Genomic DNA, 21,540 nt, shown 5'->3' with positions numbered 1-21,540 from the left:
CCGGTCGGCGACCTGCAGCCACCATCGCCGCAGGTCGCCGCCCCAGCCCGTTACCAGGAGACCAAGAAGCCTGATCGTGGATACTGGCCCACTTTTCGTTCCTGCCGCGCGACCAAGCCAGCGAGGGCCGCCACCCCAGACAGGGTGGCGGCCCTCGCTGCTGTTCTGACAGCAAGTCAGGATCCTGGCGGTCCGGTGCACACCTGGTGCACAAGGCCCTGGAAAACAGCTGGGAACAGCGGGAAATGCTGAGCAGCATTTCCCCAGGTCACAGCATGTTCCCGGGCCCTAGCCCCAGGTCGCCCGACCCCGCCCTTTAGATGTCGAAGTACAGCTCGAACTCGTGCGGGTGCGGCCGCAGCTGGATCGGGGCGATCTCGTTGGCGCGCTTGTAGTCGATCCAGGTCTCGATCAGGTCGGAGGTGAAGACACCGCCGGCCTGCAGGTACTCGTTGTCCTCCTCGAGCGCGTCGAGGACGGCGGGCAGCGAGGTCGGGACCTGCGGGACGCCCGCGTGCTCCTCGGGAGCGAGCTCGTAGAGGTCCTTGTCGATCGGCTCGGCCGGCTCGATCTTGTTCTTGACGCCGTCGAGGCCCGCGAGGAGCAGCGCCGAGAACGCCAGGTACGGGTTCGAGGACGGGTCCGGGGCGCGGAACTCGACGCGCTTGGCCTTCGGGTTCGAGCCCGTGATCGGGATACGCATGGCCGCGGAGCGGTTGCGCTGCGAGTAGACCAGGTTGACCGGGGCCTCGAAGCCGGGGACCAGGCGGTGGTACGAGTTCACCGTCGGGTTGGTGAAGGCCAGCAGCGACGGGGCGTGCTTCAGGATGCCGCCGATGTAGTAGCGGGCGGTGTCCGAGAGGCCCGCGTAGCCCTGCTCGTCGTAGAACAGCGGCTCACCGCCGGTCCACAGGGACTGGTGGACGTGCATGCCCGAGCCGTTGTCACCGAAGATCGGCTTCGGCATGAAGGTCGCGGTCTTGCCGTTGCGCCAGGCGACGTTCTTCACGATGTACTTGAAGAGCATCAGGTCGTCGGCGGCGGCCAGCAGCGTGTTGAACTTGTAGTTGATCTCGGCCTGGCCGGCGGTGCCCACCTCGTGGTGCTGACGCTCGACCTGCAGGCCGGCCTTGTTCAGCTCGAGGGAGATCTCGGCGCGCAAGTCGGCGAAGTGGTCGACCGGCGGGGCCGGGAAGTACCCGCCCTTGTAGCGGACCTTGTAGCCGCGGTTGTCCTCCAGCGCACCGGTGTTCCAGGCGCCCGCCTCGGAGTCGATGTGGTAGAAGGACTCGTTCGACTTGGTCTCGAAGCGCACGGAGTCGAAGACGTAGAACTCCGCCTCCGGGCCGAAGTACGCGGTGTCGGCGATGCCGGTCGAGGCGAGGTAGGCCTCGGCCTTCTTCGCGACGTTGCGCGGGTCACGGCTGTACTGCTCGCCGGTGATCGGGTCGTGGATGAAGAAGTTGATGTTGAGGTGCTTGTCCTTGCGGAACGGGTCCAGGCGAGCCGTGGACAGGTCCGCGCGCAGCGCCATGTCCGACTCGTGGATGGCCTGGAAACCACGGATCGACGACCCGTCGAACGCAAGCTCCTCGGCCGGGTCGAACGCCTCAACCGGCACCGTGAAGTGCTGCATCACGCCCGGCAGGTCGCAGAACCGGACGTCGACGAACTTGACGTCCTCGTCTGCGATGAACTTCTTGGCCTCGTCGGCGTTCTGGAACATCCAGCTCCTCCTATCCCGGCCCGGACAGGGGACGCGGGGTTTGTAGCCTTTTCGTGAGCCAGTGCGGTGGCACACGCTGCACCCGACCTTAGGGATGCAGGATTTCTCTTGCGTGACCCATTTGTTTCGTCGAAGTTAACCGCCCCCGTCGTCTCCTCCCTCTCTACCACCCCGGCCCCCCGGGTGCATATAGGGGCCCAGTACCGTGGACGGGTGAACAACAGGCAAGCAATCGGATCGTGGCTCTCGGGACCGCGCCAGGCGGCCGAGGACATGGGCGTCGACCTTGGTTACCGGGGCGAGCAGCTGGGTCTGCCGAAGGAGGGGCCGGGCTCCGTGGCGCCGCTCGGCAGGCGCGTCGGCGCGATCGCCGTCGACTGGGGGCTGTGCGTGCTGATTGCATCCAGCCTGATCACGGGCAGCTATGACCAGGCCACAAGCTCCTGGGCCCTGCTGATCCTCTTCGTGCTGAACGTGCTCACCCTCGGCACCCTCGGTTTCACCCCGGGTAAGCGCTTCTTCCGGCTGCGCGTCGTGGCAGTGGACGGCGGCAGGCTCGGCGTGGGCCGCGTCATCGCCCGCAGCGTTCTGCTGTGCCTGGCGATCCCGGCCCTGATCTGGGACCGCGACAGCCGCGGCCTGCACGACCGCCTGGCACGCGCCGTCCAGGTACGGATCTGACCCCGCGCCCCGTACGCAATACGACGACGGGCACCTGGAACACGTCGATGACGGCGGGGCACCTGGAACACGACGACGGGGGCCCGGAACCACTCGGTTCCGGGCCCCCATCCACGTAGTAGGGCAAGCGACAGCGTTACCGCATCTTCGGGCCGCCGCGAGGCATCCGCATGCCCTTGGGCATGGGGCCCTTCGGCAGCGGCATGTTGCTCATCAGATCGCCCATCGCGCGCAGCCGGTCGTTGGTCGTGGTGACCTGCGGGCCGGTGAGGACGCGGGGGAACTTCAGCAGGGTCGTGCGGAGCTTCTTGAGCGGGACCTCGCCCTCGCCGTTGCCGACGATCACGTCGTGCACCGGCACGTCCGCGAAGATGCGGTTCATCTTCTTCTTCTCGGCGGCCAGCAGGCTCTTCAGCCGGTTCGGGTTGCCCTCCGCGACCAGGACGATGCCGGCCTTGCCGACGGCCCGGTGCACGACGTCCTGGCTGCGGTTCATGGCCACCGCCGGGGTCGTCGTCCAGCCGCGCCCGATGTTGTCCAGGACCGCGGCGGCCGCGCCCGGCTGTCCCTCCATCTGCCCGAAGGCGGCACGCTCGGCCCGGCGTCCGAAGACGATCGCCGTCGCGAGGAAGGCGAGCAGGACACCGAGGATGCCGAGATAGATGGGGTGACCGATCAAGAAGCCGATGGCGAGGAAGACACCGAAGGTGACGATTCCCACAGCCGAAAGAACAAGGCCGATCTTCTTGTCGGCCCTGCGGGTCATCTTGTAGGTCAGGGCGATCTGCTTGAGCCGCCCGGGGTTCGCAGCGTCCGCTGCGGTTTCCTTCCTCGCCATGTCCTGAAGTCTACGTGGCCCGGGAAGTGCCTACGACGTGCGGGTTGCCACGGCCTCCTCGAGCACGCGCTGGGCCTCGACCCGGTCCTTGGCGCGGCGCCGGTCCTCGAGCACCGAGGTCCAGGCGTTGCGGCGGGCGGTGCGCTGTCCGCCGCTCATGAGCAGGGACTCGACGGCGCGCAGTGCGGTGGTGAAGGACGGAATGGCGGTGGCGCGTACGGGCGCGGCCTGCATGGTGTGGGTCCCCCTCGGTAGCGGCATGGAAGCGGGTGTGGGCCCGGGTGTGCGGGCGACTGGCTGTGCGGTGACGACTTTGCGTAGACCCAGAGTCACTGATTGGTGTTACCAGGGCGTGACCGACCGGTCAAACGCGAATGAAACCCTGATGCGGCGGCACGGAACGCCGACGCGGCCCCGGCTGTGCCCCCCATCTGCGGGGACTGCCGGGACCGCGTCGAATCGGCCACTACCGGGCGGTAGCCTCTTGTGCTCGGATTCACACAGTCGCCTGATTCCGTGTCAGGCGAGCGCAACGCTCCGCCTGTCTCAACCGGGCCTTGCGAGCCATGCCTTCCGTGCGTGTCAGACGGCCTGCGACGCCACGTACGCGCCCCGCCTCTCGACGGCCATCTGGTACAGCCGGCCGGCGCGGTACGAGGAGCGCACCAGCGGGCCGGACATCACGCCGGAGAAGCCGATCTCCTCGGCCTCCTCCTTCAGCTCCACGAACTCCTGCGGCTTGACCCAGCGCTCCACCGGGTGGTGGCGGACGCTCGGGCGGAGGTACTGCGTAATGGTGATGAGCTCGCAGCCCGCGTCGTGCAGCTGCTGCAGCGCCTCGCTGATCTCGGCGCGCTCCTCGCCCATGCCGAGGATCAGGTTCGACTTGGTGACCAGGCCGGCCTCGCGGGCCTCCGTGATCACCTTCAGGGAGCGCTCGTAACGGAAACCGGGGCGGATGCGCTTGAAGATCCGCGGCACCGTCTCGACGTTGTGCGCCAGCACCTCGGGACGGGACGAGAAGACCTCGTCCAGCTGCTCCGGGACCGCATTGAAGTCGGGGATCAGCAGCTCGACCTTGGTGCGGCCCGCCTCGCGGTCGGCGGTCATGGTGTGAATCTGCCGCACCGTCTCCGCGTACAGCCAGGCGCCGCCGTCCTCCAGGTCGTCGCGCGCGACGCCGGTGATCGTGGCGTAGTTCAGGTCCATCGTGACGACCGACTCGCCGACGCGGCGCGGCTCGTCACGGTCGAGCGCCTGGGGCTTGCCGGTGTCGATCTGGCAGAAGTCGCAGCGCCGCGTGCACTGGTCACCGCCGATGAGGAAGGTCGCCTCGCGGTCTTCCCAGCACTCGTAGATGTTCGGACAGCCCGCTTCCTGGCAGACCGTGTGCAGGCCCTCGCTCTTCACGAGTTTCTGCAGGGCGTTGTACTCGGGGCCCATCTTCGCCCGGGTCTTGATCCACTCGGGCTTGCGCTCGATGGGGGTCTGGCTGTTGCGGACCTCCAGGCGCAGCATCTTGCGTCCGTCGGGTGTGACTGCGGACACGTCCGGCTCCCTGCGACTTTGATTCCTCGGCGTACACCAGCGTACGCCCGTGCTGTTGACGCCCTTGCCTCCGGGCAACCTCCGAGAACGGGGGTCCATTCCCGGGCGCGGGCCGCCTGCGGCTACGCCGGGGTGCGCTCGATCTCGCGCGGCCTGAGCTCCGCGTTCTCCAGGACCTCGCGCAGATGCTTTTCGGCCACCGGCAGGACGTCCGCGATGGTGATGTCGCGGCCCAGCTCGTTCGCGAGCGAGGCCACGCCCGCGTCGCGGATGCCGCAGGGCACGATGCGGTCGAACCAGGTGTTGTCCGGGTTCACGTTCAGCGCGAAGCCGTGCATGGTGACGCCCTTGGCGACCCGGATGCCGATGGCGGCGACCTTGCGGTCCTCGCGGCGCTGGCCGGCGTTGGACGGGGCGTACTCCGGGCCGTTCAGCCGCGGGTCGAACTCCTCGTCCTGCAGCCGCGGGTCGAAGTCGAGCGACAGACCGCCGAACGCCGGGCGCTGGTCCACGGGAGCGCCGAGTACCCACACGCCGCTGCGGCCCTCGACCCGGGTGGTCTCCAGGCCGAAGTCCGCGCACGTACGGATCAGGGCCTCCTCGAGGCGCCGTACATGGGCGACGACGTCGACGGGGCGGGGCAGCTTCATGATCGGATAGCCCACCAGCTGGCCGGGGCCGTGCCAGGTGATCTTGCCGCCGCGGTCCACATCGATGACCGGGGTGCCGTCGAGGGGGCGCTCGCTGTCCGCCGTGCGCCTGCCGGCCGTATACACGGGCGGATGCTCGAGCAGCAGGCAGGTGTCGGGGATCTCGTCGGCGAAACGGGCGGCGTGCACACGGCGCTGCTCGTCCCAGGCCTCCTGGTACTCGACGGCGTCCGCACCGAATCCCATACGGACGAACCGCAGTTCATTCACGGCAAGTGCCTCCTAAAACCTTCACCATGCACATATGCCCCTACGCCACTGTACGGGCATGTACGGCAGGGGATTCCGGTCGGTCCTCGCCTGAACACCGTCGGCCCTCGGCGCGCGTCCTCGTCCACCCCTCAGGCCGCCCGCCGTCAGGCCCTCCGGCCAATCCTCACACGATCGGATGAATGCAGGTCGTGGGTGGCAGGAGAGGCCCCGGGGATCGCTAAATTCGCGCCAGTTCCCTCTGCGATGTCATGAGGGTTCCTTATGTGAAGTCATGAGGGATGAATCGCGGCCCGGAAGGCAGGAGACCGCACAGCAGATGACGGAACGACCTCCGCAGCGCACCCCCAACCGCCAGCTCGCCGCGCTCATCGCAGAGGCAGGATTCTCCAACGCCGGCCTGGCCCGCCGTGTCGACCAGCTCGGTCTCGAGCACGGGCTCGACCTCCGGTACGACAAGACATCGGTGACCCGCTGGCTACGCGGCCAGCAGCCCAGGGGCACCACGCCCGCGCTGATCGCCGAGGTGTTCACCCGGCGCCTCGGACGGCGGCTGAGCGCCCAGGACCTCGGGCTCGACGCGTGCGCACCGGTCTACGCGGGCCTGGAGTTCGCGGCGACCCCCGAGGAGGCCGTCGACATCGTCAGCGGTCTGTGGCGCAAGGACTCCGGCAGCCATGCGGAGCTCCGCAAGATCGCGTTCACCCCGGCGGGGCTCGTGGTGCCCAGCCGGGACTGGCTGATCGGCCGCGCAGACGACCGCGTGGGCCGCGGCGACCCGCTGCCGCCCAACGGGCGCGTGCCCGCGCAGGGGCGGCCCCCGGGAGCCCGGCCGGTGCCCCCTGTCGTCGGACGGGCGGGCGCGGGCGCCGAGCGCGGCTCCGGACAGAAGGGCGGCTCCGGACAGAAGGTGAGCAGCGGCGACATCGCGGCGCTGCGCTCCGTCGGTGAGCTGTTCCGCACACTCGACCACGCCTATGGCGGCGGGCACGCACGGCAGGCCCTCGTCCGGTATCTGGAGCACGAGGTCGAGCCGATGCTGCGCGCGACCTACGGCGAGCAGACGGGCCGTCGTCTCTTCGCCGCCACGGCCGACCTCACCTGCCTCGCCGGCTGGACGTCGTTCGACATCGCGGCGCACGGCCTGGCCCAGCGGTACTTCGTGCAGGCACTGCGGCTGTCCCAGGCCGCGGGGGACCGGGCGTACGGCTCGTACGTACTGGTCACCATGAGCCGTCAGGCGGTGTATCTGGGCCACGGGCGCGAGGCCGTACAGCTGGCGAGGGTCGCCCAGCAGGGCGTCGGCACGTCCGCCCCGCCCGCCGTACAGGCGCTGCTGCACGCCGCTGAGGCGCGCGGGCACGCGGTGCTCGGCGAGGTGCGCGCCTGCACCGCCTCCCTCGTACGGGCCGAGCGCGCACTCGAGGCGGCCGGGGCCGGGGACGACGTGCCGCACTGGGCGCGCAGCTTCGACGAGGCGCAGCTCGCGGACGAGTTCGGGCACTGCCACCGCGACCTCCAGCAGTACCGGGCCGCGGCGCAGCACGCCGAGCGGGCGCTACAACTGCGCCCGCCCGGGTTCGCGCGCAGCCGCCTGCTCTGCCGCGTGGTCCTGGCCTCCGCCCGGCTCGGCCTCGGCGAACTCGACCAGGCCTGCAGGCTGGGCGCGGAGGCCGCGGGTCAGGCCGCGGAGATGCGGTCGGTACGGGCCGTCGAGTACGTACGCGACTTCGAGCGGCGCCTCGAGCCGTACCGGGATGCGGCGCCGGTGCGGGGATATCGCGACAAGGTGGCGGCGCTGGGGTAGGCGCGGGCGCCGGGCCGGTTCTGTGGCTAGTGCCCCGGCAGGCAACGTTTGCCCGTCAAGGAGCGGCGTCCGGTGCTCCCCCACTGCCTTGAGGGCGTGGGAGGTGCCCCCGCTCTGGGGGTCCCCGGCCGGAGGCTGGGGGAGTGCCGGCCGGAAGTCCTCGTACTGGACGTACTTGGGCTTTCGGCCGGTGCGGCGAGTGGGGGTCCCCCCTGCTCGAAGAGCTTGGGGGAGCGTGCCGGGCGTCGCGACGGGGCGAACGTTGCCTGTTGGGGCACTAGGTGCGGTGTGCTTCGCTCACGCGGCCTTGGAGACGGGGGCCGCGGTGTCCGACAGGTCCACACCGAGGTCGCCGGCCAGGACGTGTGCGGCGCGGCGGCCCGAGCGGAGCGCCCCCTGCACCGTGCTCGTGTCCCGGTGATCGCCGCACACGTACAGGCCCGCCAGGAGCCGTACCGAGCGGTGCAGGTCGTGCGGAGCGGGCATCGCGGGCACGGCTTCCGGATCGTGGTGGACGGCCAGCGTCTCCCAGCCGGAGGTCGACGTTCCGTACAGGTCGCCCAAGTGCGCGCGTACCAGGGCGTCCACGTCCGGCGGGGGAGGGCCGAGGACGGTCGACGAGACCAGGGTGCGGCCCGCCGGGGCGCGCGACGGGTCGACCTGGCTGACCACCGCCGTGTACGCGACGGGGCCGCTGCGGTCGGCGTCGAGCAGCAACGCGGGCTCGGCGAGCGGCGGTTCCAAGGTGGCGTGGTGCACCACCGTCACCGGGTGGAAGGACGGCACGCGCAGCCCCGGCAGCAGCTCGGCCGCGGCGCGGGCGCCGGTCGCCAACAGCACGGAACGGCACCTCACTTCGCCATGGTCCGCCGTCGTCACCGAGGTGGTGGACACCTCCGTGACGCGTACGCCGGTGCGTACCGTGCCCGGGGGCAGCGTGGCCGCCAGGAGTTCCGGCAGGGCGTCCGCGCCACCCTCCGGCAGGCACAGGCGGCCGCGGGCGAAGGCGTGCAGCGCGAGATCCGCACACCGGCTCGACGTCGTCAGGCCGGGGTCGCTCAGCAGGGCCGAGAGCAGGGGGCGCAGAAAGCCGTCGACGGTGCGGGACGGCAGGCCGCGCGTGGCCAGCGCCTGGGCGGCGGGGAGCTCACGGCGGGTCAGTAACCGCTCCACCGGGGTGACCGCGAGGCGCCCGAGGGCCGCGGAGAGCCGGGCCTGGTCCAGGGCGCCTCCGAGGGGGGTGGCCGGGCGTCCGGTGCGGGGAGCGCGAGGGGCACTTGCGAGCGCGCGCGCCCCGATGAGTGCGCCCCTTGCGCCGCTCCTTGCGCCCCTTGTGCTCCAGGCCGCCGCCGGCGGTTCGGCGCGATGGTGACGACCGTCGCTGTGCACCAGCACCCCTGGCGAGAAGGGGCGGAGGACGAGTGCGTCGAGTCCCGGAGTGCGGCGCAGTTCGGAATACGAGGTGAACAGCAACTGGCCGATCCGGTCGAGTCGGAAGCCGTCGACCTTCTCGGTCGACATACGGCCGCCCGCGTAAGGGGCGGCCTCCAGGACCACGGTCGTTACACCGGCCCTGGTCAGGTGGTGCGCGGCCGCGAGTCCCGCGACTCCGGCTCCCACGATGACGACGTCCGCAGAGTGCGCCGGCTCAAGCACGTGCCCCTCCCGAGTTGGGCGACTTGTGGAGACCTCATGCCCCCAACAGCGGCCCGGAATGCAGGAGTTCGGGTCGAGCATTGGCCAATGCCGGTGGTGTGTCGGTTCCGTTCTCAGGTCAGCGCCGCGCGTACCGCGTCTTCGATCCGTGGGAACGCGAAGGCGAATCCCGACTCCAGGAGCCGGGCCGGAAGCACCCGCTGGCTGGTCAGCACCTCGCGGGCCAGTTCCCCGAGGACGGCCCGCAGCACCGGCGCCGGTACGGGGAACACGGCCGGCCGGTGCAGGACGCGCCCCATCGCCGCGGTCACCTCACGGTTGGTGACCGGATGCGGCGCCGTCAGATTGACCGGCCCGGACAGTTCCTCCGTGTCCAGCAGATGCCGCAGCGCGGCCACCTCGTCGTGCAGCGCGATGAAGCTCCAGTACTGCCGCCCGTCGCCCAGACGCCCACCAAGACCGGCCCTGAAGAGCGGGAACAGCCGCCCCCACGCGCCGCCCCCGCGCGCCACCACCAGGCCGGTTCGTGCGAACACAGTGCGGACGCCCGCCTCCTCGGCGGCGGCCGCGGCCTCCTCCCACTCGACGGCCATCGAGGGCAGGAACCCCTCGCCCGGAGGGGCGCTCTCGTCCACCGGGCGTTCGCCCGTGTCGCCGTAGAAGCCGATCGCGCTGGCGGACAGGAACACGCGCGGCGGCTCGTCCAGGGAGGCGACCGCGTCGGCGAGCGCCGCGGTACCGAGGACCCGGCTGTCGCGGATCTCTCGCTTGTACGCCTCTGTCCAGCGGTGGGCGCCGATCCCGGCGCCCGCCAGGTTCACCAGGGCGTCGCACCCCGCGAGGCCCGCGGTGTCCACGTACTGCCGCTTGGGGTCCCACTGGACCTCGTCCGGCGAGCGAGGGGGCCGGCGCACCAGCCGTACCACCTCGTGGCCGTCCGCGGTGAGCGAGCGCGCCAGCGCCGTACCGATGAGGCCGGTCGAGCCGGCCACGGCAATCCGGGATCGCTGCATGGGCCCATCCTGCCGCCGGATGCCGCGGAGCGGAGGCCGGCCCCGGTCGTACAGTGCCCCCATGCCTGTGCCGCACATACGCTTCGCGCTGCCTGACGACGACGCGCTCGGCGAGGGGCTCGCCGTCGCCGACGAGGCGCGCGGCCAGGGCGTGGGCCGTGCGCTGGTCCGCGCGGCCGTGGACGAGGCACGCCGCCAGGGCGCCCGCCGCATCACCCTGCGCGTCCTCGGTCACAACACCCCCGCCCGGAAGCTCTACGAGTCGGAGGGGTTCGTGGTCGAGGGGGTTCAGCCCGGCGAGTTCTTCCTCGACGGCGAGTACGTGGACGACGTGCTGATGGGGCGCGGTCTTCAGGTGATCGGCCGACCGGGCGCGGCCCGGCGTGCGGCCGTGCCCCCGGCGTAGGAGCGTGAAGGGGGCGGCCGGAAGGAGTGCGGTGATGAGCGGGGCCGCGTCTCGGCGCCAGGACCGTGAGGAGCGCACATGGCTGCACGGCGCGCCGCCGCCCCGCTGGCTCCGCCTGCTCCCTCTCGTGCTGCTCGTCGGGCTCACCGCCGCCGGTCTCGTCACCTCGCGCACGTTCGACGTCGGTTTTCTGCTCGCCGCGATCCCGCCGCTGGCGGCGCTCTCGTACGGGCCCGCGATCACGGCCCTGCTCGGCGGCATCGTCCTTGTCCTGCTCGAGGTCCCGCCCATCGACCTCGGTCGACCGGGCGAGATCGACTTGGCCACCGTCGCCTTCATCGCCCTGCTCAGCGCGGCCATCGCCTGGGTGCGCAGTCGGCGCGACGCCCAGCTGGTATCGGTGCGCTCGATCGCCGAGGCGGTCCAGTTCGCCGTGCTGCCGCCGCTGCCCGAGCGCGTGGGGCCCGTGCGCTGTGCCGGCCTGTACCGGGCGGCGCAGAGCGGGACCCTGGTCGGCGGAGACCTCTTCGAGGTGCGTGACGGCCCGTACGGCGTACGGGCGGTGGTCGGTGATGTGCAGGGGCACGGCCTCGCCGCCGTCGGCACCGTCGCGGCCCTGCTCGGCGCGTTCCGGGAGGCCGCGCTCGACCAGCCGCACCTGGCCGGCGTCGCAGGGCGGCTCGACCGCAGGCTCGTCGTCGACGCGGCCGAGGTGGGGAACGCGGAACTGTTCGCGACGGCCCTGCTGCTGGAGTTCACGGACGACGCCCGGGCGGTGCGCATTCTCTCCTGCGGCCATCCCCGCCCGCTGCTGCTGCGCGGCCGTACGGCGACCGAACTGCGGGTGCCGGCCGGACTGCCGCTGGGCCTAGGCATCGCCGCCGACCCGCCCGAGGAACTCACCGTCCCGCTGGAGCCGGGCGACCGGCTGTTCGTCGTCACCGACGGGGTGACCGAGTCACGTGACGGTTCCGGTGCCTTCTATCCGCTCGCCGACCGGCTGCCCGTACTCAACGAGGGCGACCTGGCCATGACGACCGACGTGGTGTGGAAGGACCTGGTCCACTTCGCCGGAAGCGTCCAGGACGACGCGACGATGCTCGTTTTCGCACCGGAGGCCTTCGCACCGGAGGCCTTCGCACCGGAGGCCATCGCCCCGGAGCCGGGCCCACGCCCGCCGGGCGGTCGCTGAGGCCGCCCTCGCCTCGGATCGGCCCCAGCTCACCCGTGTGGCTTACACCGCATGTCGCCGGCGGTCCTGGCGGCGGAGAGTGTGGGACATGCGTGTCCTTCGCATCGTGCTGTGCTGCGTGCCCGGTGCCGTGGCCTTCGCGCTCCTCGTGCTCTGCGCGGTGGGCGTCGGCGGGCACTCCGCATCGCCCGGGCGGACCCAGACGGCACGCCCCAAGACGGCGCAGGGCGCGGCGTGGACCGCCCCGAAGCCGCAGATCATCCCCAGGGCGCAGTGGCTGGGCCAGAGCGGACAGGAGGCGTACAGCCGCCCGCCACCCCGCTTCGCCGACCGCGTCACGGCGGTGTTCGTGCATCACACCGACACACCGAACGACTACGACTGCGCCGACGCCCCGCGCACCATACGTGACATGTACACGGGCCAGGCCGGTGCTCGGCACTGGGACGACATCGGCTACAACTTCCTCGTCGACCGCTGCGGCACCATCTACGAGGGCCGCGCCGGCGGCGCCGATCAGCCCGTCGTCGGGGCGCACACCCAGGGGTTCAACGAGCGGACGGTGGGCGTCGCCGCGATCGGTACGTTCACCGCCGGGACGGACGTACCGAAGGTCATGACCGACGCCATCGCGGCGATCGCCGCCTGGAAACTCGGCCTGTCCGGCATCGACCCGCGCGGCCAGGTGGACCTGGTGTCCACCAACAACCTGAGCAAGTACCCCGCGGGCACGCGCGCCCGCTTCCATGCCGTGTCCGGCCACACCGACGGCAACCTGACCGAATGCCCTGGGGAGGCCCTGATGGCACAGCTGCCGTCGATCCGGGACGCGGCGGCGCGTATGGAGGGCCGCCGCCCGTAGCGCGGAACACCTGCCCAGAACAACACAGGCACGCCGTATCGGGCGCACAGCTTCCGCTGAGGCGAGCGCCCTAGCGTGAACGCACCGAACCGGAGGTGGAGATCATGAAGGAGCACGAGAAGATCGACGACTCCCCGGCGCAGACGTCCTGGCCGAGCGCGATGCTCCGCGGCCCGTGGACCGTCCTCTGCGTCGCCGCGTCCGTCGTCGTGGGGCCCACCGCCGCCACCGCCTCCGCCCTCGACCGGGCCAACGCGGCTCCGCCGCACCACTTCGCCGACCCGCACGCGACCGGCGCGCCGGATGCCGAGCAGTGGGGCCGGGCCGCGGCGTAGTCCGGACGGTGGGCCTTCGCGCCGCCGCTACGACCCGAACCGCTCCCACAGCTTCGGATACCGCTCCGCCAGCACCGCCTTGTTCTCGAAGTCGACCGGTGTGCCCTCGGGCTCCGGCGGCGCCGGCGGGATGCCGAGGTCGGGGGCGACGGTGCCGGTGAGTTCCTCGTACGCCTCGTCCGCCGCGTAGCCGAGCTCCTCGCCGTCCCCGTCGATCTCCTCGTCGAACTCCTCGAGAAGGCCGGCGAGCGAGTCGGGGTCGTGCATGGCGCCTTCGAAGACGTCGCGGCCCTGGCCGATCAGCCAGCAGCGGAAGTAGTCGAAGGCATCGTCGCTCGCACCGTCGAGCAGGACCCAGGCTGCGCCCCACAGGTCCCAGCGGTAGGCGCGGTTGTAGCGGGACTCGAAGTGCCGGGCGAAGTCCAGTACGGCGTCCGGATCCGACTGCAGCAGTCTTTCGACGAGCAACTCGGCGTGGTCCTCGGGGTCGCCCCCGGCCGCCTCGCGGGTGCTGTCCACGATCTCCCAGAACTCCGTCTCGTCCATCACGCCACCAGCATCGGCCCTGGGGAGGGGCGATGCACGCGGAGTGGGACGGATGCGGCTGTTCCGTTATGCGTGCATTGGGCGTTGAGAAGCCGGCGGGCAACGCGACAGACCTGGCGCGCAGTGTGCTTCGGAAAGCCTGACAGAAGATGTCGGCATTACACGGGACGCTCGTCGCATGGAGAATGCAAAGCCACTCGAGGGAAAGATCGCCCTGGTCGCGGGCGCCACGCGCGGTGCCGGGCGAGCCATGGCAGTGGAGCTGGGACGCGCCGGGGCCACCGTGTACGTGACGGGCCGTACCACGCGGGAGAAGGCCAGCGAGGTCGGCCGCACCACCGAGACCATCGAGGAGACCGCGGAGCTCGTCGATGCGGCCGCGGGCCGGGCAGGGGCGGGCGTCGCCGTACCCACGGATCATCTGGAGCCGGAGCAGGTACGAGCGCTCGTCGAACGCATCGACCGGGAGCAGGGGCGCCTGGACATCCTGGTCAACGACGTCTGGGGCGGGGAGCACCTGGTGGGGGAGGTCCTGGAGACCAAGCCGAAGATGTGGGAGTACGCCCTCGACAGGGGCATGCGGATGCTCGAACTCGGCGTCCGTACGCACATCGTCACCAGCAGCCTGGCCCTGCCCCTGCTGGTGCGGAACCCCGGCGGACTGGTCGTGGAGGTCACCGACGGCACCGCCGAGTCCAACAGGCGCTACCGCGAGAACTTCTACTACGACCTCGCCAAGAACGCCCCCATCCGGATGGCCTTCTGCCTCGGCGAGGAGCTGAAGGACCTCGGCGGTACGGCGGTCTCCCTCACTCCCGGTTTCCTGCGCTCCGAGCAGATGCTCGACGGGTTCGGCGTCACCGAGAACACCTGGCGCGACGCCGTCGCGAAGATCCCGGAGTTCGCCATCGCCGAGTCTCCCGTCTACATCGGCAGGGCCGTCGTGGCGCTGGCCGCCGACCCGGACAGGCAGCGCTGGAACGGGCGGTCGCTGTCCAGCGGGCAGCTCGCCCAGGAGTACGGCTTCACGGACACCGACGGCTCCCGGCCGGACGCGTGGGCGTACTTCGAGGAGGTCGTGTACGGCGGGACGGATGCTCCGGCGGAGGACTACCGGTAGGGCTTCCGGCACCGGCGGAGGATCACCGGTAGAGGACTGCCGGCAAGGATCACCGGTAGAGCCGGTGCATCCTGGCCGCCGTCTCTGCGAACCGCTCACGCAGGCCGGTGGGCTCCAGCACCTCCGCCTCCGGCCCCAGTGCCAGGAGCTGGCTATGGGCCACCTCCTCCGACTCGACGGGCAGGGCGACGGTGATCCGGCCCTGCCCGTCCGGCTCACCGGCGGCCTCCAGGGCCTCACGGGCGGCGGTGGGGTCGGTGACGTGCGGCAGCTGCCGGGCGCCTGGCTCGGTCAGCCGTACGACGACCTTCGAGCGCAGGATCGAGCGGGCGAACTGCGCGGCACGCTCGTCCCAGAAGGCGGGCAGATCGAAAGTTTCGTCCCGCTCGAAGCGCTGCTCGGCGGTCGTCACCGCCGTGAAGCGGTCGAGGCGGTACACCCGGAACGATTCGGTGCTGGTGCTGGTGCTGGTGCTGGTGCCGGAGTCGGGGCGTATGCGGGCGCACAGGTACCAGGTGCCCGCCTTCAGGACGAGGCCGTACGGTTCGAGCTCCCGCTCCACGTCGGTGTCGCCACGGCGGTAGCGGGCCCTGAGGCAGCGGTCGTCCCACACCGCGTCGGCGACCTCCGGCAGCAGCTCGGGCGTCTGCGGCTCCTTGAACCATGCGGGCGCGTCGAGGTGGAACCGCTGGGCCGCCGTGCGGGAGGCGTCGCGGAGGGACGGGAGCAGGGCCGCGGACACCTTCAGGCGGGCGGCCGACGCCGCGTCCTCCAGGCCCATCTCCCGCAGTGCGCCCGGAAGGCCGGACAGGAACAGGGCCTCGGCCTCGCTGCGTGCCAGGCCGGTCAGCCGTGTGCGGTAACCGCCCATGAGGCGGTAGCCGCCCACCCTTCCCCGGTTCGCGTAGACCGGGACACCCGCCTCCGACAGGGCCTGGACATCGCGGGTGACGGTCCGCTCGGACACCTCGAGCTCACGGGCCAGCTCGGCCGCGGTCATCGAGTGGCGGGACTGGAGGAGCAACACCAGTTTGATGAGCCGTGCAGCACGCATGCGCACATGATGCCCAGCTCCGCGCCGACGCCGTCTGCCCGCCGGCGGAACGGGAACGGTGCCCCACCCAACGAGGACGGTGCCCCCGTCCCCGGCGTGGGACCGGGGACAGGGGCACCGTCGCGGGGAGAGGCAGTGGCTACAGGCCGTACTTCTCGCGCGCTTCCTTCACCGCGGAAGCGGGCACCTCGCCCCGGCGGGCCAGCCGGCCCAGGGCCGCCGCGACGATCGACTGGGCGTCGATGCCGAAGTGGCGGCGGGCGGCGTCGCGGGTGTCGGAGAGGCCGAAGCCGTCCGCGCCCAGCGAGGAGTAGTCCTGCTCGACCCACTGTGCGATCTGGTCCGGGACCTGGCGCATGTAGTCGCTGACCGCGAGGACGGGGCCCTCGGCGCCCTGCAGTGCCTGGCGGACGTACGGGACGCGCTCCTCGCCCTGCAGCAGCGCCTCGTCGGCCTCCAGCGCGTCGCGCCGCAGCTCGCTCCACGAGGTCGCGGACCACACGTCGGCCGCCACGCCCCACTCCTCGGCGAGCAGCTTCTGCGCCTCGAGCGCCCAGTGGATCGCGGTGCCGGAGCCTAGCAGCTGGATGCGCGGGGCGTTGGCGGGCACCGTGAGCCCGGCGGACTCGGCGGTGTTGAACCGGTACAGGCCGCGCACGATGCCCTCGTCGACGCCCGCGGGCTTCGCGGGCTGCGGCATCGGCTCGTTGTAGACGGTCAGGTAGTAGAAGACGTCCTGGTCCTCGCCCGGCTCGGCCTCGCCGTACATCCGGCGCAGACCCTCCTTGACGATCGCGCCGATCTCGTACGCGAACGCCGGGTCGTACGTCAGTGCCGCCGGGTTCGTCGCGGCGATCACCGGCGAGTGGCCGTCCGCGTGCTGCAGGCCCTCACCCGTGAGCGTCGTACGGCCGGCCGTGGCGCCGACGAGGAAGCCCTTGCCGAGCTGGTCGCCGAGCTGCCACATCTGGTCGGCGGTCCGCTGCCAGCCGAACATCGAGTAGAAGATGTAGAAGGGGATCATCGTCTCGCCGTGCGTCGCGTAGGACGTGGCGGCGGCGATGAAGTCCGCCATCGAACCGGCCTCGGTGATCCCCTCGTTGAGGATCTGGCCGTCCTTGGCCTCCTTGTAGTACATCAGCTGGTCGCGGTCGACCGGCTCGTACGTCTGGCCCTTCGGCGAGTAGATGCCGAGGGACGGGAAGAGGCTCTCCATGCCGAAGGTGCGCGCCTCATCCGGGACGATCGGCACCCAGCGCTTGCCGGTCTCCTTGTCGCGGACCAGGTCCTTGACCAGGCGTACGAAGGCCATGGTGGTGGCGACGGACTGGCTGCCGGAGCCCTTGTCGAAGGCCGCGAAGGCCTTGTCGGCGGGGGCGGGCAGCGGGGCGACGGGGTGCACGCGGCGGGCCGGGGCCGGGCCGCCGAGGGCCGCGCGGCGCTCCTGGAGGTAGCGGACCTCGGGCGATTCGGCGCCCGGGTGGCCGTAGGGCACCTGGCCGCCCTCGAAGGCGCTGTCGGCGATGGGCAGGTCGAGCAGGTCGCGCATCGCCTTGAACTCGTCCACCGTCAGCTTCTTCATCTGGTGGTTGGCGTTCTTGGACGCGAAGCCCTCACCGAGGGTGTGGCCCTTCACCGTCTGGGCGAGGATCACGGTCGGGGCGCCCTTGTGCTCGACGGCCGCCTTGTACGCCGCGTACACCTTGCGCGGCTCGTGGCCGCCGCGGGAGAGGTGGAAGCACTCGAGGATCTTGTCGTCGCTCAGCAGCTTCGCCATCTCGGCGAGCGCGGGGTCGGCGCCGAAGAAGTCCTGGCGGATGTAGGCGGCGTCGCGGGTCTGGTACGTCTGCACCTGGGCGTCCGGGACCTCGCGCAGGCGGCGGACCAGGGCGCCGGTGGTGTCGAGCTGGAACAGCTCGTCCCAGGCGTTGCCCCACAGCGTCTTGACGACGTTCCAGCCGGCGCCGCGGAACTGGGCCTCCAGCTCCTGCACGATCTTGAAGTTGGCGCGGACCGGACCGTCGAGGCGCTGCAGGTTGCAGTTGATGACGAAGGTCAGGTTGTCCAGGCCCTCGCGGGCGGCCAGCGCGAGTGCCGCCGTCGACTCGGGCTCGTCCATCTCGCCGTCGCCGAGGAACGCCCACACGTGCGAGGCGGAGACGTCCTTGATGCCGCGGTTGGTCAGGTAGCGGTTGAAGCGCGCCTGGTAGATCGCGGAGAGCGGGCCGAGGCCCATGGAGACGGTGGGGAACTCCCAGAGCCAGGGGAGGCGGCGCGGGTGCGGGTAGGAGGGCAGGCCGTTGCCGCCCGCCTCGCGACGGAAGTTGTCGAGGTGCTCCTCGGTCAGCCGGCCGTCGAGGAACGCGCGGGCGTAGATGCCGGGCGACGCGTGGCCCTGGATGTAGAGCTGGTCGCCGGAGCCGTCACCCTCCTTGCCGCGGAAGAAGTGGTTGAAGCCCGTCTCGTAGAGCCAGGCGGCGGAGGCGAAGGTGGCGATGTGGCCGCCGACGCCGTATTTCGAACCGCGGGTGACCATCGCGGCCGCGTTCCAGCGGTTCCACGCGGTGATTCGCTGCTCCATCTCCTCGTCGCCGTCCACGGTGGGCTCGGCGGCGGTGGGGATGGTGTTGACGTAGTCGGTCTCGAGCAGCTTGGGCAGCGCCAGACCGGCGCCCTCAGCGCGCTCCAGGGTGCGGCGCATCAGGTACGCGGCACGGTGCGGGCCCGCCTCCCGGGCGACGGCGTCCAGGGAGGCCTGCCACTCGGCGGTCTCCTCCGGGTCCCGGTCCGGGAGCTGGTCGAGCTCGCTCGGCTGGATTGCGGTGGGGTCGGTCATTGCGCCGCCTTCCGTAGTACGAAGGGGGTTCCCTTGTCGGTAAGGGTTCGGGGGTGCCCTTGGTCTTTGGCAGGACAGGGCGGAGGGCTCTGGTGAAAGCCCGTCGATGACTGTAAGCCCCTGATCGATGATCGATCAAAGGGTGAGCGTGTATTTCTTGTCTCGATCGGAAAAGTCGGCACGGGGTGCCTTGGCGACAGGCACGGGGTGCCTTGTTTTCGCAGGTGGCGCCCCACTTCTGAGCGGCGAGTCGCTCCGCTGTGGGCCGCCGCCCGCCCCTGCCTGTGGGCATGCGTTCCGCCCAAGCGGAACGACTGCCCACAGCGGGGTGCGGGCTACGCGCGCGGCGCGCAGCCCAGGACGTGGGCCTTCACCAGGTCCGCGATGCGCGGGTCCCGGCGGCGGAAGGCCTCGACCAGGGCCTCGTGCTCCTCCGCGTACGACTGCTGCACCGTCCCCAGCCAGCGGATGGAGAGGGCCGTGAAGACCTCGATGCCGAGCCCCTCCCACGTGTGCAGCAGCACGGAGTTACCGGCCGCCCGCACCATCTCCCGGTGGAACGCCACCGTGTGCCGCACCTGCGCCGTCCCGTCGGAGATGCGGTCCGCGTCGTAGAGCGCCGCCACATGCGGCTCGAGCGCCGAGCAGTCCTCGGCGAGCCGCTCGGCCGCCAGCTCCGCGGCGATCGCCTCGAGTCCGGCCCGCACGGGGTAGCTCTCCTCCAGGTCTGCGGCGGTCAGATTCCGCACCCGTACGCCCTTGTTGGGCGCCGACTCGATCAGCCGCAGGCTCTCCAGCTCGCGCAGCGCCTCCCGTACGGGCGTCTGGCTGACCGCCAGCTCCGTCGCGATCCGTCGCTCCACGATCCGCTCGCCCGGCTTCCAGCGCCCGCTGACGATCCCCTCCACGATGTGCTCGCGGATCTGTTCGCGCAGCGAGTGGACGACGGGCGCGGTCATGCGGTGCTCCTTCGGCAGGGTGCCGTCCGGGTGGCGGGCGACCCCAAGGGCGTTGACGTCTGGCGACGGCAGACGTCGGTGACGGCTGACGTCTAGACAATACGGCGGCGCCCCCGCCCGGAAATGCTCCGGGCGGGGGCGTTCGCGCAGGTGTGGCGAGGCTTACAGCCTCGTCACCGCCGTCAGAGACCGAGCTCGACCTCGAACTCGCCGGCCTCCAGGATCGCCTTGACCGCGGTCAGGTAGCGGGCGGCGTCCGCGCCGTCCACCAGACGGTGGTCGTAGGAGAGCGACAGGTACGTCATGTCGCGGACGCCGATGACGGTGCCCTCAGCGGTCTCGATGACGGCCGGACGCTTGACGGTGGCGCCGATGCCCAGGATCGCGACCTGGTTCGGCGGCACGATGACCGTGTCGAACAGCGCACCGCGCGAGCCGGTGTTGCTGATCGTGAAGGTCGCGCCGGCGAGGTCGTCCGGCGTGATCTTGTTGGCCCGGACGGCACCGGCCAGCTCCGCGGTCTTCTTGGCGATACCGGCGATGTTCAGGTCGCCCGCACCCTTGATGACCGGCGTCATCAGGCCCTTCTCGGAGTCCACGGCAATGCCGATGTTCTCCGAGTCGAAGTACGTGATGGTGCCCTCGTCCTCGTTGATCCGGGCGTTGATGACCGGGTGGGCCTTCAGCGCCTGGGCCGCCGCCTTGACGTAGAACGGCATCGGGGAGAGCTTCACGCCCTCGCGGGCGGCGAAGGAGTCCTTCGCCGCGGCGCGCAGCCGCATCAGCTTGGTGACGTCGACCTCGACGACCGAGGTCAGCTGGGCCTGCGAGTGCAGCGCCTTCATCATGTTGTCGCCGATGACCTTGCGCATGCGGGTCATCTTGACCGTCTGACCGCGCAGCGGGGACACCTCGAGGGCCGGGGCCTTCTTGGCGGCGGCCGGGGCTGCGGCGGCCGGAGCCGGAGCAGCGGCGGCGGCCTTCGCGGCCTCGGCGGCGGCGATGACGTCCTGCTTGCGGATGCGGCCGCCGACGCCGGTGCCCTTGACGGTGGACAGGTCGACGCCGTGCTCGGCGGCGAGCTTGCGCACCAGCGGGGTCACGTACGCGCCCTCGTCCACGGGCGCCGTCGGAGCCGGGACTGGAGCCGGGGTCACCGGAGCCGGAGCGGCCGGCGCGGGAGCCGGAGCAGCGGCCTGGACCGGAGCCGGAGCGGGAGCGGCCGGGGCGGCCGGAGCGGCGGGAGCCGCAGGGGCAGCCGGAGCGGCAGGCGCAGCCGGGGCCGGGGCGGGCGCGGCGGCCGGGGCGGCCGGAGCCGGAGCCGGGGCGGCCGCCGGAGCGGCACCCGGGGCACCGATGACGGCGAGCTTGGCGCCGACCTCGGCCGTCTCGTCCTCACCGACGACGATCTCCAGCAGAACGCCGGACGTCGGGGCCGGGATCTCGGTGTCGACCTTGTCGGTGGAGACCTCGAGCAGCGGCTCGTCGGTCTCGACCGAGTCGCCGACCTCCTTGAGCCAGCGGGTGACGGTGCCCTCGGTGACCGACTCGCCCAGCGCGGGCAGGACGACGTCGGTACCGGCAGCGGCGCCACCGGCCGGGGCGGCCGGGGCAGCGGGGGCGGCCGGGGCAGCGGGGGCGGCCGGAGCCGGGGCGGGGGCCTCGGCGACCGGGGCCGGGGCGGCCGGAGCCGGGGCCTCGGCGGCGGCCGGAGCCGGGGCGACAGCGGGCGCGCCTGTGCCGTCGTCGATGACGGCGAGTTCGGCGCCGACCTCGACCGTCTCGTCCTCGGCGACCTTGATGGAGGCCAGCACACCGGCGGCGGGCGACGGGATCTCGGTGTCGACCTTGTCGGTCGACACCTCGAGCAGCGGCTCGTCGAGCTCGACGCGCTCGCCCTCGGCCTTCAGCCAGCGGGTGACAGTGCCCTCGGTGACGCTCTCACCGAGCGCCGGAAGGGATACGGAAACCGCCATGGTTTCGGTTGCTCCTTACGAAATTGCGGAAGTCTGTGGTCGTCGCGCCCTGATGAGGCGACTCG

At 71.3% G+C, this 21,540-nt stretch carries 19 protein-coding genes; 7 read left to right on the top strand and 12 right to left on the bottom strand.

All coding sequences use genetic code 11. From position 1 onward, the window contains the following. Nucleotides 1-316 precede the first annotated feature (316 nt). Nucleotides 317-1,726, bottom strand: coding sequence for a type I glutamate--ammonia ligase (glnA, locus tag ACSMXV_RS13415; protein WP_181659467.1), 1,410 nt, complete (start codon nt 1,724-1,726; stop codon nt 317-319). Nucleotides 1,727-1,939: 213 nt separating this feature from the next. On the opposite strand from glnA, the gene ACSMXV_RS13410 reads away from it, so the two are divergent. Then, nucleotides 1,940-2,407 (top strand): RDD family protein, encoded by a 468-nt coding sequence (locus ACSMXV_RS13410; protein ID WP_181659468.1) that lies wholly within the window; start codon nt 1,940-1,942, stop codon nt 2,405-2,407. 136 nt (nt 2,408-2,543) lie between these two features. Here ACSMXV_RS13410 and ACSMXV_RS13405 read toward each other — a convergent pair whose 3' ends face one another. The 4 genes from ACSMXV_RS13405 to lipB all read right to left on the bottom strand — a co-directional run bounded on the left by ACSMXV_RS13405 (nt 2,544) and on the right by lipB (nt 5,713). After that, a complete protein-coding gene (locus ACSMXV_RS13405; protein ID WP_181659469.1) occupies nt 2,544-3,245 on the bottom strand; it encodes a DUF4191 domain-containing protein in 702 nt (233 codons plus the stop codon). A gap of 30 nt (nt 3,246-3,275) precedes the next feature. After that, on the bottom strand, nt 3,276-3,479 hold the full coding sequence (locus tag ACSMXV_RS13400; protein ID WP_181659470.1) for an SCO2195 family GlnR-regulated protein: 204 nt from the start codon (nt 3,477-3,479) through the stop codon (nt 3,276-3,278). Nucleotides 3,480-3,827: 348 nt separating this feature from the next. Beyond that, entirely contained in the window at nt 3,828-4,793 is a 966-nt protein-coding gene (lipA, locus tag ACSMXV_RS13395) for a lipoyl synthase (RefSeq protein ID WP_473177852.1), read from the bottom strand. 122 nt (nt 4,794-4,915) lie between these two features. Beyond that, complete coding sequence (gene lipB / locus ACSMXV_RS13390) at nt 4,916-5,713, bottom strand: lipoyl(octanoyl) transferase LipB (protein WP_473177851.1); 798 nt, start codon at nt 5,711-5,713, stop codon at nt 4,916-4,918. A 319-nt stretch (nt 5,714-6,032) separates the two neighbouring features. Here lipB and ACSMXV_RS13385 point away from each other — a divergent pair, with 319 nt between their 5' ends. Next, nucleotides 6,033-7,520, top strand: coding sequence for a regulator (locus tag ACSMXV_RS13385; protein ID WP_473177850.1), 1,488 nt, complete (start codon nt 6,033-6,035; stop codon nt 7,518-7,520). Nucleotides 7,521-7,817: 297 nt separating this feature from the next. On the opposite strand, the gene ACSMXV_RS13380 is transcribed toward ACSMXV_RS13385, so the two are convergent. Both ACSMXV_RS13380 and ACSMXV_RS13375 read right to left on the bottom strand, forming a co-directional pair. Next, nucleotides 7,818-9,176 carry an NAD(P)/FAD-dependent oxidoreductase gene (locus ACSMXV_RS13380; RefSeq protein ID WP_473177849.1) on the bottom strand — a complete coding sequence of 453 codons (1,359 nt, stop codon included), beginning with the start codon at nt 9,174-9,176 and terminating at the stop codon, nt 7,818-7,820. Nucleotides 9,177-9,289: 113 nt separating this feature from the next. Next, nucleotides 9,290-10,189 (bottom strand): TIGR01777 family oxidoreductase, encoded by a 900-nt coding sequence (locus ACSMXV_RS13375; RefSeq protein ID WP_473177848.1) that lies wholly within the window; start codon nt 10,187-10,189, stop codon nt 9,290-9,292. Here ACSMXV_RS13375 and ACSMXV_RS13370 point away from each other — a divergent pair. The 4 genes from ACSMXV_RS13370 (at nt 10,119) to ACSMXV_RS13355 (ending at nt 12,984) form a co-directional block, all read left to right on the top strand. Then, nucleotides 10,119-10,595: a GNAT family N-acetyltransferase gene (locus ACSMXV_RS13370; protein ID WP_473177847.1), complete on the top strand. Its 477-nt coding sequence runs from the start codon at nt 10,119-10,121 to the stop codon at nt 10,593-10,595. The genes ACSMXV_RS13375 and ACSMXV_RS13370 overlap by 71 nt on opposite strands. A 34-nt stretch (nt 10,596-10,629) precedes the next feature. After that, nucleotides 10,630-11,787, top strand: coding sequence for a PP2C family protein-serine/threonine phosphatase (locus ACSMXV_RS13365; RefSeq protein WP_473177846.1), 1,158 nt, complete (start codon nt 10,630-10,632; stop codon nt 11,785-11,787). A gap of 88 nt (nt 11,788-11,875) precedes the next feature. Next, nucleotides 11,876-12,649, top strand: coding sequence for a peptidoglycan recognition protein family protein (locus ACSMXV_RS13360; RefSeq protein ID WP_473177845.1), 774 nt, complete (start codon nt 11,876-11,878; stop codon nt 12,647-12,649). A 104-nt stretch (nt 12,650-12,753) separates the two neighbouring features. Then, nucleotides 12,754-12,984 carry a hypothetical protein gene (locus ACSMXV_RS13355; RefSeq protein ID WP_473177844.1) on the top strand — a complete coding sequence of 77 codons (231 nt, stop codon included), beginning with the start codon at nt 12,754-12,756 and terminating at the stop codon, nt 12,982-12,984. 27 nt (nt 12,985-13,011) lie between these two features. Here the strand turns inward: ACSMXV_RS13355 and ACSMXV_RS13350 are convergent, their stop codons facing one another. Beyond that, nucleotides 13,012-13,530 carry a DUF4240 domain-containing protein gene (locus ACSMXV_RS13350; protein WP_473178921.1) on the bottom strand — a complete coding sequence of 173 codons (519 nt, stop codon included), beginning with the start codon at nt 13,528-13,530 and terminating at the stop codon, nt 13,012-13,014. A 178-nt stretch (nt 13,531-13,708) separates the two neighbouring features. Between ACSMXV_RS13350 and ACSMXV_RS13345 the strand changes: the two genes are divergently transcribed. Then, nucleotides 13,709-14,650 (top strand): SDR family oxidoreductase, encoded by a 942-nt coding sequence (locus ACSMXV_RS13345; RefSeq protein ID WP_473177843.1) that lies wholly within the window; start codon nt 13,709-13,711, stop codon nt 14,648-14,650. A gap of 49 nt (nt 14,651-14,699) precedes the next feature. Here the strand turns inward: ACSMXV_RS13345 and ACSMXV_RS13340 are convergent, their stop codons facing one another. The 4 genes from ACSMXV_RS13340 to sucB all read right to left on the bottom strand — a co-directional run bounded on the left by ACSMXV_RS13340 (nt 14,700) and on the right by sucB (nt 21,475). Beyond that, the gene (locus tag ACSMXV_RS13340; RefSeq protein ID WP_473177842.1) at nt 14,700-15,704 is read right to left on the bottom strand and encodes a helix-turn-helix transcriptional regulator; all 1,005 of its coding nucleotides are present in this window, start codon (nt 15,702-15,704) and stop codon (nt 14,700-14,702) included. 139 nt (nt 15,705-15,843) lie between these two features. Continuing rightward, nucleotides 15,844-18,540 carry a pyruvate dehydrogenase (acetyl-transferring), homodimeric type gene (gene aceE / locus ACSMXV_RS13335; protein WP_473177841.1) on the bottom strand — a complete coding sequence of 899 codons (2,697 nt, stop codon included), beginning with the start codon at nt 18,538-18,540 and terminating at the stop codon, nt 15,844-15,846. 335 nt (nt 18,541-18,875) lie between these two features. Next, on the bottom strand, nt 18,876-19,499 hold the full coding sequence (locus ACSMXV_RS13330) for a GntR family transcriptional regulator (protein WP_473177840.1): 624 nt from the start codon (nt 19,497-19,499) through the stop codon (nt 18,876-18,878). Nucleotides 19,500-19,681: 182 nt separating this feature from the next. Beyond that, nucleotides 19,682-21,475, bottom strand: coding sequence for a 2-oxoglutarate dehydrogenase, E2 component, dihydrolipoamide succinyltransferase (sucB, locus tag ACSMXV_RS13325; RefSeq protein ID WP_473177839.1), 1,794 nt, complete (start codon nt 21,473-21,475; stop codon nt 19,682-19,684). Nucleotides 21,476-21,540: the final 65 nt, after the last annotated feature.

The organism is Streptomyces sp. DSM 42067, from assembly GCF_055792885.1.
This window is presented reverse-complemented; position numbering and strand designations above follow the sequence as displayed.

What these genes read in the sequence shown, in the direction of transcription:
- glnA (WP_181659467.1), bottom strand. Translation starts at nt 1,726, where the DNA reads ATGTTCCAGAACGCCGACGAGGCCAAGAAGTTCATCGCAGACGAGGAC.
- ACSMXV_RS13405 (WP_181659469.1), bottom strand. Translation starts at nt 3,245, where the DNA reads ATGGCGAGGAAGGAAACCGCAGCGGACGCTGCGAACCCCGGGCGGCTC.
- ACSMXV_RS13400 (WP_181659470.1), bottom strand. Translation starts at nt 3,479, where the DNA reads ATGCAGGCCGCGCCCGTACGCGCCACCGCCATTCCGTCCTTCACCACC.
- ACSMXV_RS13385 (WP_473177850.1), top strand. Translation starts at nt 6,033, where the DNA reads ATGACGGAACGACCTCCGCAGCGCACCCCCAACCGCCAGCTCGCCGCG.
- ACSMXV_RS13375 (WP_473177848.1), bottom strand. Translation starts at nt 10,189, where the DNA reads ATGCAGCGATCCCGGATTGCCGTGGCCGGCTCGACCGGCCTCATCGGT.
- ACSMXV_RS13365 (WP_473177846.1), top strand. Translation starts at nt 10,630, where the DNA reads ATGAGCGGGGCCGCGTCTCGGCGCCAGGACCGTGAGGAGCGCACATGG.
- ACSMXV_RS13360 (WP_473177845.1), top strand. Translation starts at nt 11,876, where the DNA reads ATGCGTGTCCTTCGCATCGTGCTGTGCTGCGTGCCCGGTGCCGTGGCC.
- ACSMXV_RS13355 (WP_473177844.1), top strand. Translation starts at nt 12,754, where the DNA reads ATGAAGGAGCACGAGAAGATCGACGACTCCCCGGCGCAGACGTCCTGG.
- ACSMXV_RS13350 (WP_473178921.1), bottom strand. Translation starts at nt 13,530, where the DNA reads ATGGACGAGACGGAGTTCTGGGAGATCGTGGACAGCACCCGCGAGGCG.
- ACSMXV_RS13345 (WP_473177843.1), top strand. Translation starts at nt 13,709, where the DNA reads ATGGAGAATGCAAAGCCACTCGAGGGAAAGATCGCCCTGGTCGCGGGC.
- ACSMXV_RS13340 (WP_473177842.1), bottom strand. Translation starts at nt 15,704, where the DNA reads ATGCGTGCTGCACGGCTCATCAAACTGGTGTTGCTCCTCCAGTCCCGC.
- aceE (WP_473177841.1), bottom strand. Translation starts at nt 18,540, where the DNA reads ATGACCGACCCCACCGCAATCCAGCCGAGCGAGCTCGACCAGCTCCCG.
- ACSMXV_RS13330 (WP_473177840.1), bottom strand. Translation starts at nt 19,499, where the DNA reads ATGACCGCGCCCGTCGTCCACTCGCTGCGCGAACAGATCCGCGAGCAC.
- sucB (WP_473177839.1), bottom strand. Translation starts at nt 21,475, where the DNA reads ATGGCGGTTTCCGTATCCCTTCCGGCGCTCGGTGAGAGCGTCACCGAG.